Source organism: Bradyrhizobium sp. USDA 4341 (assembly GCF_054063755.1).
The window spans coordinates 447,776-461,287 of sequence record NZ_JBSSGO010000001.1; the positions used below are offsets into that span (position 1 = coordinate 447,776).

A 13,512-nucleotide genomic window follows, 5' to 3' on the forward strand; every position below is an offset into this window, starting at 1 on the left:
CGATGCGTACGGAAAAACTTGTTGCAATGGCCCTCTATCAGGCCGAGGTCGTGACGAAGCGACGGTCCTCGCAGCGGCGCGACGTCGTCTGCCATGCCGAGTTCGAGGTTAACCGCATCAAGCAGTGTGAAGCCGTCTTCGATGCGCTAGTAGCCACCGGATCCCGTTTTTGGGGTAATCCGTCGACGGGTCCGGTTTCCTATCTGGGCTACGATGGGGCACTCTGGCAGCCATTGCTGTCCTGGACCCGAGCCGGGCACGTTCGGGTCAGCATCGACGCATTCCGTGAAAAGCTCCGCCAATCGCCAACCAGCGATGCCCGTCGCTCCGGAAATTCAGACCCGATGAGGGAAGCCGACGATCCGGACGTCGGTTTTGCCGAGCAACATTACTATCCACAGCGAATGGTAAGCGAAGAGACATTCGACGGAGCGATCTACTGGACTAACAAGGCTCGCGCGCTCCAGCTGCAACAGGAAGCTGCCCAGCGCCTCCTCCTGATTGTGGGGGACGTGGTCTATCGCAGGTCCCTCGGCCCTGTCTGGGTCACATCGGGCCCAAAGAGCTATCGGCACGGCGCAGTCATGCTCAGGCAGCCCGATAGCTCAGACTACCACGGCGACACCTTCGCTCCTACTAAGCTGCAGCTGGCAAAGAGCTGGTGCGAACGCCGCTGGGGCGAATGCGTTGTGTCCGGCTCGATCGAGTACCTTGACGAGAGATTCGTCGATGACCGTCTTTATGGTGCGCGGCTGGTCGATCATTGGCTTGCCAAGCTCGTCGACAATGGTGCGAGATTTCTCCCCTATTGGCCGTCCGATGCCGTCTTGGACTACCTGGCTCTTGCGCGCGAGATGCGCACATCCAAGCCGTTGAAGATCTTTGGCGTCCGCGATCCCGGAACAGTCCGGGCGCTCGCCGCCGCGTTGCGGCCGCACATTGCCGCCCCGTCGGTTCCAAGCGGTCTTCGGAGGGTCGCGAAAGATTTACTCGCCGATCTTGATTACCTGACGGCCCTCTCCGAATTTGACCGGAGCCTCTTTGGAGGACTCAATCCGAACCAAGCAGAAGACCTGGCCGAGCTCGCGGTCGCGCCATAAGAGAGATCAAGACTCTCGATTCAATGAAGTCCTCTCGAAACGCGGTCGCTCTCCGCGGCGCCTTGCTAAGCTCGGTCGCTCGGAGAAATTGCCCAAACAGAGGAGCGTTTCCTTGACCAGACAGAGCTCGCCTGGCTGATCTTCCATTCGGGTTTAGACGGTTGCATTTGTCCGATCGCGATCGCGCCTGGCAACCGGAGACCCTACTGGAGTTCGGCGTCAGCGACCCGACATCGACTTGTCAGCGCTCGAGATATTGCGCCCCACCTCGAGCCGAGTACCGTGCCGCTTCATCCGCGCAAGACATCGATTGAGATGGTCCAGATTGACGCGCTCCTGGATCTGGAATCCGCCGCTCCGGCCCTCTTTGTCGCCTTCGGAACTTGCAGCCCTCGATGAACTGGACACGGTCACTCCCTGACCGGCTGCTCAGGCGGCCTGTTGCTCGATCTTCCGCGGCTGGACCGATAGTTCCTTGAGGATCGTCCCGGTCTGGTCGACCTCCTGGAGCACGACATCATAGCTCCAGAGATCCGCCAGGTGCTGCAGCACCTTGATCGCGTCGTCCTTGGAAAGCAGCTTCCCGTTGAGGACATGATGCCGCAGCAGGAGCTTGCGGTCGCCGGCGAGATCGACGTCCACCACCTCGATATTCGCGTCGGCGAAACCAACGTCATAGTGTCTGGCCAGCTGCCGACGCACCCTCCGGTAGCCGCGTTCGTCATGGATCGCATCCACGCGGATCCCTTTGGTCTCCGCCGGATCGTCGTGAAGGTGGAAGATGCGCATCTCCCGGATAAGGCGCGGGCTGAGGTACTGCGCAACGAAGCTCTCGTCTCGGTAATGCTTCCATACATCTCGAAGAACGGACATCGGGTCGCCGGTGCCTGCGATATCCGGGAACCACTCGCGATCCTCGTCGTTAGGCGATGTTACGATCCGCTCGATGTCACGCATCATGGCGAAGCCAAGCGCGTAGGGATTGAACCCGGAGAACCGGGGATCGTCGAACTTGGGCTGGAAGACCACGTTCGAATGGGAAGACAAAAATTCCAGGAAGTTGCCGTCCGAGATCATGCCCTTCTCGTGCAGGCTCGTCATGATGCGGTAGTGGACGTAGGTTGCCGTCCCCTCGTTCATGACCTTGGTCTGGCCCTGCGGATAGAAATATTGCGCGATCTGCCGGACCAGGCGGATCAGCTCCCGCTGCCACGGACGCAGCCGTGGCGCCGATTTCTCGACGAAATAAAGGAGGTTCTCCTGCGGAAGACCAAGCAACTGCTTGCGGCGATCGACATCGAGCTCAGCCTTGCTTCGATGCGGTCCCGCGGGCACAGTCCGCCAGAGATCGTTGAACGCGGTTTCCTCGTAGCTGCGCCGCTCGAGCGCGCGCCGTTCCTCATCCCGCAGGTCTGCCTTCTTCTTTCCGGGATAGCGGTGCACGCCGTGCGTCATGAGAGCGTGGGCGGCATCGAGGGTTCGTTCGACGGCGGCCTTGCCGTATCGCTCCTCGCAGCTGGCCACGTACTTCTTCGCAAAATCGAGATAGTCCAGGATGCCTTCCGCATCGGTCCATTGCTTGAAGAGATAGTTGTTCTTGAAGAAATGGTTGTGGCCGAAGGCTGCGTGCGCGACGACGAGAGCCTGCATTGTCGCGGTATTCTCCTCCATCAGGTAGGAAATGCACGGCGACGAATTAATCACGATCTCATAGGCGAGTCCCATCATGCCCTTTCGATAGGATGCCTCCTGGTAGGCGAACTGCTTCCCGAAGGACCAGTGCCGATAGTAAAGCGGCATGCCGACTGAGGAATAGGCATCCAGCATCTGCTCGGCGGTGATGATCTCGATCTGATTGGGATAGAAGTCGAGACCGAGCTCCTCGACGGCCACCTTCTCGCAGGCGTCATGGATACGCTGGAGCGTCGGAAAGTCCCAATCCGCCGAGCGGTACAGCAAATTGTCGGACGCCATCAGCCTGCCCTTTCCATTTCGCGACGCTGAAACAAGTCCCGGAAGACCGGGAAGATGTCGGATCGTTGGGTGACCTTGCGCATCGCAAGCGGAGCGCCGCCTTCGACCAATCTGGCATAGAGCCCCCAGAGAGCCGTTTCGGTCGAATAATCGCCGTGCATATAATGTCCTGCGTCGGGATGCCCGACCTCAAGATAGGCGAAATACTGCACCGTTGGCAGGACAACGTCTTTGACCAGCTTGGTGATCTCTCCGCTCTCGGAGAACCCGGTGTCGCCATCCGAGGCCTGGGCAACATAGATATTCCACTCGGGAGCTGCGAAGCGCTTCTTCACGATCTCGGCCATCGTCGCAAGGGCCGGCGATACCTTGGTCCCTCCTGTCTTGGGATCGTAGAAGAAGGTCTTCTCGTCGACTTCCTCGGCGGTGTCGGTGTGGCGGATGAAGACGATCTCGACGCGCTTGTATTTCCGCGTCAGGAATACGTAGAGCAGCATGTAGAAGCGTTTCGCCAAATCCTTCATGGTCTCGGACATGGACGCCGACACATCCATCATGCAGAACATGACGGCCTGGGACGCTGGTCTTGGGACACAATCGAAGCGGCGATAGCGGATGTCGATCGGATCGATGAAGGGGATCCGGTGCACCTTGGCTCTCAGTGCCTCGACTTCGTCGATGAGCACCGACCTGCGCTCATCGTCGGTCTCGGAAGCAATGGCCGTTTCGAGCTCAGTCATTCGCTCTTTGCTTGGCCTGCCGAGCGCGATCCGGCGGGTCATCGCTCGACGCACCGTCCGGCCGATCGAAATGTTGGCCGGCGATCCCGACGTCGAATATCCGGCACGTTGCGGCCGTTCTGCTTCCGCTTCCGCCAAGGCTCTCTTGGCAAGGTCCGGCAGCTCGAGATCGTCTAGGAAGAGATCCAGAAACTCCTCCCGCGTCAACACGAAGCGGAAAGCGTCCTCGGCCGTGCCCTCTGCAGCATTCCTGCCCTGCCCGGTGCCACCATTGCCCTGTCGCGGCAGGTAATCGCCTTCGACGAACTTGCTATTGCCCGGCAGCACCATGTCCCGGACGCCACCTTCGCGATGGAAGCGCGGTTCATCCATGCCTCCGATCGAAATGGTGACCTCGCCGCCCTCCAGCACATCCTTGATGTTGCGATCCTGGGAAGCCTTCCGTACGGCGTCCCGAACCGTCTCCTTGGCCCGACGCAGGAAACGCTGCCGGTTCTCAAGGCTCTTGCCCCCAGGGTTCAGACGGCGGTCGATGAACTGCATGACGTCCTCCCGACGAGTGCTAGCCGGCCTGCTTCACCCGCATGTACCATTCGACAAGACGGCGGACCTGACGCTCGGTGTAGCCGCGCGTGACCATCCGCTGGACGAAGTCAGCGTGCTTCTTCTCGGTTTCGCCGTCCTTCTTCGAACCGAACGAGATGACCGGGAGCAGATCCTCGACCTGCGAGAAGATCCGCTTCTCGATCACCTCGCGAACCTTTTCGTAGGAGGTCCAGCTCGGGTTCTTGCCGCCATTGTGCGCCCGCGAACGCAGCGAGAACTTGACGACCTCGTTGCGGAAGTCCTTCGGGTTGGCGATGCCGGCCGGTTTCTCGATCTTGGTCAGCTCCTGGTTCAGGAGCTCGCGGTTCATCAGCTGGCCGGTGTCGGGATCCTTGAAGTCCTGGTCCTCGATCCAGGCATCGGCGTAGTCGACATAGCGGTCGAACAGGTTCTGGCCGTAGTCGGCGTAGGATTCCAGATAGGCCTTCTGGATCTCGTTGCCGATGAACTCGGCATAGCGCGGCGCGAGGTCGGCCTTGATGAATTCGAGATAGCGCTTCTCGACCTCGTCAGGCAGCTGCTCGCGCCGGATCGCCATCTCCAGCACATACATCAGATGCACCGCGTCGGCGCCGACCTCTGTGGTGTCGTGATTGAAGGTCGATGCCAGCACCTTGAAGGCAAAGCGGGTGGAGACGCCGTCCATGCCCTCGTCGACGCCGGCGGCGTCCTTGTATTCCTGCACGCTGCGCGCCTTCGGATCGGATTCCTTCAGGCTCTCGCCGTCATAGACCCGCATCTTGCCGAACAGCGTCGAGTTCTCGTGCTTGCGCAGCCGCGACATCACCGAGAAGCGGGCCAGCGTTTCCAGCGTTGCCGGCGCGCACGGCGCGGCGGCAAGCTCGGAGGTCTGGATCAGCTTCTCGTAGATCTTCTGCTCCTCGGTGACCCGCAGGCAGTACGGGACCTTGATGACGCAGATGCGGTCGATGAAGGCCTCGTTGTTCTTGTTGGTCTTGAAGCTCTGCCACTCGGCTTCGTTGGAGTGCGCGAGGATGATGCCGGTGAAGGGAATTGCACCGATATTCTCGGTGCCGATATAATTGCCTTCCTGCGTCGCCGTCAGCAGCGGGTGCAGCATTTTTATCGGCGCCTTGAACATCTCGACGAACTCGAGCACGCCCTGGTTGGCGCGGTTGAGGCCGCCGGAATAGCTGTAGGCATCCGGATCGTTCTGAGCGTAGGTCTCGAGCTTGCGGATGTCTACCTTGCCGACCAGCGAAGAGATATCCTGGTTGTTCTCGTCACCGGGCTCGGTCTTCGCGATCGCGATCTGGCGCAGGCGCGACGGCATGATCTTGACGACCTTGAACTTGGTGATGTCGCCCTTGAATTCCTCGAGGCGCTTGTAGGCCCACGGGCTCATCAGCCCGTTCAACCGGCGCTTGGGGATGCCGTACTGCTCTTCCAGCATCTTCCCCATGCTGTCGGGATCGAAAAGACCGAGCGGGCTCTCGAACACCGGGCTCAACTCGTTCCCGGCTTTCAACACGAAAACCGGATGAGCCTCCATCAGCGCCTTCAGGCGCTCCGCAAGCGAGGACTTGCCGCCGCCGACCGGTCCGAGCAAATAAAGGATCTGTTTGCGCTCCTCGAGTCCCTGTGCGGCATGACGGAAGAAGCCGACGATCCGTTCGATGGCGTCCTCCATGCCATAAAAGCCGACGAACGCCGGGTACATCCGCACCGTCCGGTTCATGAAGATGCGGCCGAGACGCGGATCCTTGGCCGTGTCGATCGTCTGCGGTTCTCCAATGGCGGCGAGCAGCCGTTCAGCGGCATTGGCGTAACGGAGCGGTTCCGATCGGCAGCCTTCAAGGAACTCTGCCATCGACATTTCGGTTTCGCTGCGCGCTTCGAAGCTACGGGCGAAAGCGTTGAACAGAACATCGTGATGCATGGCTGCGAAACCTCTTCACTTGTTACGGTGTCCGACCGAATGAACCGGCCGGCGCTTCATCAACGATTGGACGCCCTTCATTGGCCATGCGGCAACGTGCAAACCGCAGGAACCCACAGCCCATCAACAGGCATTGTAAGAAAAGCTATCGGATCCTTCGGAAAGGTTAAAATCGAATCCTTGGAGCTTCTTCGACGTGAATCCTTGAAATCGCGCGACTTTCTCGCTTCGCTCGCCCCGAAAGCGCTACTCTATCCGTAATCTTGCGGGCAAAAATTGCACATTTCTCCGAGTTTCTTGGGTAACGTTCCGACATGCCGCCGCCCGTGTTACTTCCTGGCTATGGCATCCCGGCCGTCAGCTTCGATCAAACCGTAGAACGTCATGGCAAGCACTGTCAGTTTTTTGGGGGATTTCATCTATCAGGCGGACGCCAAAGTGCGTGGCGGCCGTGTCGCGCGGCGCTTTGACGTGGTCGGCCGCCACGAGTTCACAATTCCTTTGCTGAACCCGAACGAGGTCGATCGCGACGCTGTCGTGATCCGGACAGACGGTGGCAAGCGAACCATGCACATGACCGGCTGGGACGGGAGGCTTTGGCTCCCGATGGAAGCGCCGCGTCTATTGGCTTCAGAGGCTGCAGTCCCGCTCGACGTCAGGCGTCTGGCGGCCGGCTGTGTGTTCGACCCTGAGGCGCGACACTCGTTTCTTCGCGAAGATCCGATGCTGCTCGGAAATCGCTTATCCGTCGGACGCCTCGCGCCGCACAAGAAGTTCGATCCCGAACCCGGTACCACGATCAACGAGGCCACGTTCGCCGGGCAATTCTACTGGACAAACAAAGTCGCGGCGACGAGGCACTACGAGGATGCAGCAAGGAACCTGATCGTTATCGGAGAGACCGTGTATTGTCACACGCATCCACCTTGCTGGGCGGTCGTTGCTGGAGAGGACGCTCGCACATTCCTTTCCGTGCCCAGCTACCTCATTAACGACACCGCAGAAGTGATCCCGGAGTGCGGGGTCTATAGCATGCACAATCTCGAGACGTTCGGACTGCTCAACCGTGATTTAGCAGAAGCCATGACCGGCGACCGCCCCTTCCATGGCGAGGTCATTGCCTTTGACCGGACCTATGTGGAGCGCGACGATCTCGCCTGGCAAATCTATCCGCGGCTTTGGTTCTTGAAGGCCTGGGGACACAAGTTCTTCGACGACCTTAGCGCGGACGGTGTCCGCAGTCTGAAGGTACTTACCGATCTCTGGCGAGCGACCGATTTCCACGACCTGTCACCTTTGACCCGTAATCGGCAGGACATCCTCGCTCATCTGTCTCAGCTCGTCGATGAGCTGAAGTGCCGCCCGATGCCCGCTGTTCGGTTAAGTTGGCGAGATGGGATTGTGTCCCGTTTCGAAAAGGTCCTGCAAGCCAGTCGTCGTCCGGAGTTTGCCAACAGTCTCCCCGAACTATCGCCTGACGACGCCGAAGCACTCGCGACCATGGCGTCAATCTGAGGAAGGCTATGACCAATACGGTAAATATCGTCGGGGATTTCGTGTATTCCGCGGACGCCAAGCCGAAGGGAGCTCGCCTCGTCCGGCGTTTGCTGTTCCGTGCGCCGACGGAATACGCGTTCAGGAGCATCACATCAGCCGACGCGCCTGTTGCCCTTGAGGTCGAAGCGCACGATGGCAATGCTATTCGCAACCTCTCTTACCGGGCCTACGATGGCCGTCTGTGGCTGCCGGCAAGCCATGACGCCAATCCGCAGGCCTATGCAGCTCTCCTCGCTGATTGGCCGCGGCACGGCTGGAATACCACAGATGCCATCCAGGAGCTCGGCCAGGAGCGCTTTAAAGAACGACGAAGCCACGATGCCATTCTCAACGCTCATGTCCCGGGCGAAGAGCCATCCTGGCCCATGGAGCGCTGCTGGAGCGAGAACGAGTTTGCCGGCCGCATCTTCGATTCAAACCGGACTGAAGCTGAGCGAGCGTTCCTGAAGGCCGCCTCCGACCAGATATTCGTTGATGGGACCCTTCATCGTGCATTTCCCGCGCCGGTATGGGTTGTCGATCACAACACCGACGAGGCCTCGATCTGCCTCTATGCCCCTTCACCAAATCGGGAATTCTGGTCTGGCCACGTTCCGAACTACGGCGGGGATCTCCAGCACAGGGTTTGGCTCTCCTACGGAGACGCGTTCTCCCATGAGCGTCACGACGATGCTCTGGCTTGGGCGGCCGCCTATTCGCGATGTACCGGAGGCGTGGCAACCAGTGGCCGCATCATCGTTGACCGCGGTGGCTACGAGCCGACGCCGATCCTCGGGTTTGCGGCCCTCGCGAAGATGCGAGAAATCCTGCAATGGTCCATCGAGCTCACGGCGCATCTTACTCCTGAGGCCATTGCCGCCTGGGGACGCCTCAATGCCGCATACAGAGGTGTGACAGCGCACGATCCCGGCGCGGCCAGGGATTGGCCGGCCGTTTTTGCAGATATCCGGACGCTGGTCGCTCCGTTGCGAGAGGCCTTTCTCGCCACCGACCTCTATCGCTCGCGCGAGGCGTTGTTGGATGCAGCCGAACGACTGTTCACTCGTTCGGCGTTTGATGAAACACGTGCACCATTGCCCCGAGACGCCGCCCTCGCATCCTTGGCTACGTGATCAGTAGAGAGCGGCGAGACGGCCCTTCAGGACCAAGGTGCTGTGCTTCGCTTTCCGTAGTGGAAAGCCAGCTGTATAGGCGGTGGATTGCTTCACGCCGTGAGATCATGAAGGATGACCGAGACACTGATTGACATCCCCTTCTTCTTCGAGGCCCAGGCCGTCAGGCGGCACTGCCGGAACGAGGAAACCACGCTCCTGCGGGGCTCCGTCCCGATCGCTTTCCCGTGCATCGAGGATCAGGATGCGCCAGTCGCACTGGAAATCTCCATTCGCCACATCAGTGAGCCAAAGCGAGCCGACAAACAGATGCATTGGCGGAGAGATGCGCGCTCATATCTGCGGCCGGTCAACCTCCATGTCGGCCCCAGCAACCCGCCGCAGACCTTCGATTACAGATCCGAAGGCAAGCCTGCGACGGCCGGGCTCCTCGGCTCCCTCTTCTCGTTCAATCCCGAGGTCCATGTCCGTCGCGAAGAACTCCCCAATCGATGGGTCTTCGCTGGCCACCCGAAGCTCTCCGACATTCGTTACGACGGGCAGCGCCACACCGATTTCTCTCCATCGCGAGTGATGACGACCGACGCCTACGGTCTATTCGTGCGTGAGTGGAAGGCAACCGGAGAGCCGGCCGCCGCGATCGACGCGATCCGCTCGGCAGAGCAATTCGCGTTCGTTGCTGGGATCTTGCACCGGCGTGTGCCGCCGCCGGTGTGGCGCCTGTCGAACCTGTACCCCAATCTCGTTCACGGAGAGGATATTGAAACGTCTATCCGAGGCCCATACGGAATGAGCGGCACCTCTTTTCTCTGGCCGACCACGCTCAGCAATGACTTCGGCAAGCGCCTGGCCGCCGGCGGGGAGACGCTTTCCAGGCAAATTTCAGCGAGCGTCGAATATCGCTTGGATCCCGATGAGGACGCTGATCTCGCAGCCGTCGGACGGCTCATTCTCAAATCCATGCACGAAGACTTCAAGCGGCTAGTTCCTTACCTGACTGACGAGAATCTTGACCGCTTCAAGATTGTTCGTGCCTGCTACGACGCGCCCTTGCCGCTTCCGCTGACAAGATACCTCGAAGGATTCGAGTGCCTCGCCGACATGCTCCCGGATCCAGCCTTTGAGCTCGAGCCTCGCCACCACAATCCTCGTCGGTCATTGTCCGCGCAGGTCACGCACTGGCGCCGTTTGCTTCGTGCAGCCGTCCAACCGATATTGGACCCTTCCGAGGAAGAGGCGCTTGCTATTCTCGCGAGTTGAAAGGTCTTCATCATGGCGGGAACTCTCATTCTCGATTTTCCTTTTTGCTATAAGGTCAGCGCAGTCCCCGTCGGGTGCCGGCGCGCCAGACCCAAGGTGCTGCGCGACACGATACCGGCCGAGGTCAAGCTGCTGTCGACCTCGGAGGCTCCTGTCCGGCTGCAAGCGGCACTTACGTTCGCGCACAATTCGATGGCAACACAACACATCACCCTTCGCCATGACGGGTCGGGCTATCTTCGGGCCGTCGCTAACTTGCCGGCCAGGGCCGGCGGCGAGCCTCGACCGTTCACGTTCGACGACTTCGAGCGGATGCTGCGATGGGAGGCAGATCCCTGGGCCGCGGTGCATGGTGAGCTTGATTCCCCGAGCGCATTTCTAACAACACGAAGTGTCGAGCTTCGGGCATCCAGTGACCACGGCTACATGCCAGCTTTCGCAAGCGTTAGTCCGCAAGACCTTCCTCACCTCCGAACAATTCGCTCCATCGGTTCGTAAGTGGGAGGTGAACGGTCACGAAGCCGCGCGTATGGCCGCCATTCGGATGGCGTCCGAGTTCGTCTTCATCGACGGACTTCTGCACCGGCGAGTAGGCCCGCCAGTCGCAGTTTCGGCGAAGAACGGTTATCCGATACTAATCCAGTCGGATCAGTATGCCGAGTACCTCGCCGCGCTCGGTCCGGAAGCAAATTTCCTTCCCATCCAGCACGCTGACCTGCTGTTGTGACCCTGGTGTTCCTCAATTCAGGATTGAAGTTGACGCGCCATTGGAGACGGCCGACGAGCAGGCCCTCTCGTTTGTAGCAAAAACCATCGTTCCTCAACTTAAAGACGTCCTTGGTCCAGCCGTGGAGGAAATGTCGGCGACCGGAATGGAGGCATTCCGGGTCTGGCGAGCAAATCTCGGCGACGCGCTGGATGGCGATTTCAACGCTTGCCTAAGGATGATGGAAGCCCTGCGGATCATGGCCTACGATCAAACGTTGTTCGACGGAGAACTTTCTCGTAATTTTAGAGAGCGCTCCCGGCCAAAGGTCGACTTGTTCGATTCTGTTTTGGCACAAACTGCACACTTTCCGGTTTCAGAGAGTGATGCTGATCAGCTGGCGTCTATAGTTTAGACAAATACTCGATTCGCCTTTAGCAAGTTCTTCAATCGTTGTGACAGATACGGTCGCTGGAACTTCAAGAATTGGACAGCTCACTCATCGAGAGGATGTCAACCATTCGGTCGCGGACTCTGAACCTTTCTCTTCGTGCCCGCTTTTGTTCCTCTTGCAACAGAAGTTGGAAAAGAGGACTAATATGATGCCCCGCCAATCCTTGAGTTAATTCATAGTTTTGGAATGCCTGCCGGTTTTGCCGGAGAATAGTAGAATGTATGCTGAAGCCGGTCGTCGTAGATATTGAACTCCCCGACGATGCTCGTCCTGTCATCGCTTATCCCCGCGGGTCATTCCCGACTGATCCTATTTTTGCGGTCGTCATCCCACCCGGCGGGTGCGAGGAAGATGCGCGTATCTTCGCGATTTGTGTAACGCCACAACAGTCGAAGCCCGCCGTTCGAAAAGTCCGTCGGCCGTCGCAACAAAAGCCTCAGTGGTATGCTGTTGAAGCGCTCGATCCGGAGACCGTTCCGCGGCTATTCGAGCGCGGGATCCATCCCGGCGACTTCCGCATCCTCGGCACTTCCCTTGACCGTACCGGGGAGCGGACTGCCCCACTTGTCTTCTTCGACTTCTCGCTGGGGCCGGCGAGCAAGATGCGAAGCTCAACCAGCCCCGAACTTCGGCTTGCCTTGGCCCAGGCCTGCGAATCAGTCGGCACGAAAGCCTGGAAGGGCGCAGCTGAGGTCGCCGATCCGTCCGGACTCCTGCGCCAGGGCGTTGTTTCACTCCCCGAAACTTCCACGCAGACCGAGCTCACTCCCTCGTTCGAGGCGGCAAAACAACCGATCCGCGATTATCGGCTCTTGAGTAACATCGAACTACTTGATGAAATAGGCAGAGACGCCCGATCAATACTTTATGGTTGTCCGGATCTTCCGGCCAACGGTCCGTCCGCAGTCTTTCTCAAGAAGGACATCGATGCGTTCCTGAGTGCCTGTCGGGGGCGCAATCAAGATACCGAAGCGGCCTATACTGTTCTCGCTGATCAAATGGGGAAATTGCTGAAGTCCGGGAAGGACAAGGATGCCCTTGCACGACTTTCTGCGGGATATGGTCCGGGCGCTGTTCCGTGGCGCAATCTTTTCGCCGAAAGTGGTCTCATCGCGACGTTGATGGACCGGACAAGACACCCCAACCGGAAGCATCCAGCGACCGAGCAGGTCGCCGCTCTTCCGGAATGGGCGAAGGCCGCCTTTATAAGCCCCGCCGAAATTCTGCTTCGGCGCCCCTCTTCGCTCGAAGAGGCGGAATACGCCCTGGACACGCTAAAATACACCTATTTCCCCCTCAAACCGAACCGGCTGGCCGCTGCGCCAGGTCTTCGCCGCATCCTCAACAACCTGGACGATGCAAGGCTAAATCAGCTGGTCGACAACAATGAAGCGTTGATCAAGGCATTCGACGAGATCGAGAATTCTTGTCAGCTCCGCGACGAAGCGCGGGACGCCGTTGCCATCGGATGGCACGTGGTCGCCCATTCATTCGTCTCGCGCTTTCCCGAAGAAGCCGAAAGTGTCCACCAAAGAGCTCCAAGCTTCGTCACCGAAGACGCACGAAGCCGACCCTTCCTGGTACTGTCTCAATCAGCCGCCCCGTCGGCTACTCCCAGTCACCGACCCTGAACGCTCAGGCTTACAAAAGACCAAGGCTGGCCAATTCCTTCCGCATGCCTTCCGGCATTTCAGCGTCGGCGCTGCTCAAGTCCGGCGGGGCGTCGGCGGCTTCGAGGTAGCGCCATCCCTGGAACGGCTTTCTTGGCCGCGGCGTCGTACGGACAAGCGTCGGCTTCACCACGATGAAACAGCGTTTCACGCCGGCACCGTCCAGATGCGGCCGGATATCCAGGAGCTCCTGGCGTGCCACGATCTGCGATTTGATGATCCAATAGAGCGATCCGCCGGCCAGCAACTCGCTGGCTCGCTTCGGCTCCATCCTCGTCTGCACACCCATTTCCTCGACTGCTCCGGCCGATCGCGCGTGTGCCGCCCGTTCGGAGATGCGCGCCTCGAGCGCGTCGACCGAGTCCCAACCGTAACAGAGCTTGACGATGTGCAGTGCCATGTGATGGATCTCGCAGATCGGCCGGCCGGTTGA

Annotated in this window: 12 protein-coding genes; 8 read left to right on the forward strand and 4 right to left on the reverse strand. The window is 59.5% G+C overall.

From position 1 onward, the window contains the following. The first annotated feature begins 2 nt into the window (after positions 1–2). Positions 3–1,100 (forward strand): hypothetical protein, encoded by a 1,098-nt coding sequence (locus tag ACVIGB_RS02060; protein WP_456717322.1) that lies wholly within the window; start codon positions 3–5, stop codon positions 1,098–1,100. A gap of 429 nt (positions 1,101–1,529) precedes the next feature. Here ACVIGB_RS02060 and ACVIGB_RS02065 read toward each other — a convergent pair whose 3' ends face one another. The 3 genes from ACVIGB_RS02065 to ACVIGB_RS02075 are packed head-to-tail and all read right to left on the reverse strand — an operon-like array spanning position 1,530 to position 6,320. Continuing rightward, positions 1,530–3,074 carry a SpoVR family protein gene (locus ACVIGB_RS02065; protein WP_456717321.1) on the reverse strand — a complete coding sequence of 515 codons (1,545 nt, stop codon included), beginning with the start codon at positions 3,072–3,074 and terminating at the stop codon, positions 1,530–1,532. Continuing rightward, entirely contained in the window at positions 3,074–4,357 is a 1,284-nt protein-coding gene (locus ACVIGB_RS02070; protein WP_456717320.1) for a YeaH/YhbH family protein, read from the reverse strand. Before ACVIGB_RS02070 ends, ACVIGB_RS02065 begins: the two co-directional genes overlap by 1 nt. A gap of 19 nt (positions 4,358–4,376) precedes the next feature. Then, a complete protein-coding gene (locus ACVIGB_RS02075; protein ID WP_456717319.1) occupies positions 4,377–6,320 on the reverse strand; it encodes a PrkA family serine protein kinase in 1,944 nt (647 codons plus the stop codon). Positions 6,321–6,704: 384 nt separating this feature from the next. On the opposite strand from ACVIGB_RS02075, the gene ACVIGB_RS02080 reads away from it, so the two are divergent. The 7 genes from ACVIGB_RS02080 to ACVIGB_RS02110 all read left to right on the forward strand — a co-directional run bounded on the left by ACVIGB_RS02080 (position 6,705) and on the right by ACVIGB_RS02110 (position 13,040). Continuing rightward, the gene (locus tag ACVIGB_RS02080) at positions 6,705–7,835 is read left to right on the forward strand and encodes a hypothetical protein (RefSeq protein ID WP_456717318.1); all 1,131 of its coding nucleotides are present in this window, start codon (positions 6,705–6,707) and stop codon (positions 7,833–7,835) included. Positions 7,836–7,843: 8 nt separating this feature from the next. After that, positions 7,844–8,989 (forward strand): hypothetical protein, encoded by a 1,146-nt coding sequence (locus ACVIGB_RS02085; protein ID WP_456717317.1) that lies wholly within the window; start codon positions 7,844–7,846, stop codon positions 8,987–8,989. A gap of 114 nt (positions 8,990–9,103) precedes the next feature. Then, entirely contained in the window at positions 9,104–10,249 is a 1,146-nt protein-coding gene (locus tag ACVIGB_RS02090; RefSeq protein WP_456717316.1) for a hypothetical protein, read from the forward strand. A 12-nt stretch (positions 10,250–10,261) separates the two neighbouring features. Then, complete coding sequence (locus ACVIGB_RS02095) at positions 10,262–10,747, forward strand: hypothetical protein (RefSeq protein WP_456717315.1); 486 nt, start codon at positions 10,262–10,264, stop codon at positions 10,745–10,747. A 31-nt stretch (positions 10,748–10,778) separates the two neighbouring features. Then, positions 10,779–10,976, forward strand: coding sequence for a hypothetical protein (locus ACVIGB_RS02100; protein WP_456717314.1), 198 nt, complete (start codon positions 10,779–10,781; stop codon positions 10,974–10,976). 40 nt (positions 10,977–11,016) lie between these two features. Next, entirely contained in the window at positions 11,017–11,370 is a 354-nt protein-coding gene (locus ACVIGB_RS02105; protein WP_456717313.1) for a hypothetical protein, read from the forward strand. A 260-nt stretch (positions 11,371–11,630) separates the two neighbouring features. Continuing rightward, positions 11,631–13,040 (forward strand): hypothetical protein, encoded by a 1,410-nt coding sequence (locus ACVIGB_RS02110; RefSeq protein ID WP_456717312.1) that lies wholly within the window; start codon positions 11,631–11,633, stop codon positions 13,038–13,040. Between the two features lie 10 nt (positions 13,041–13,050). On the opposite strand, the gene ACVIGB_RS02115 is transcribed toward ACVIGB_RS02110, so the two are convergent. Further along, positions 13,051–13,479, reverse strand: a complete 429-nt coding sequence (locus ACVIGB_RS02115) for a DUF1489 family protein (RefSeq protein ID WP_456717311.1) — start codon at positions 13,477–13,479, stop codon at positions 13,051–13,053. Positions 13,480–13,512 lie beyond the last annotated feature (33 nt).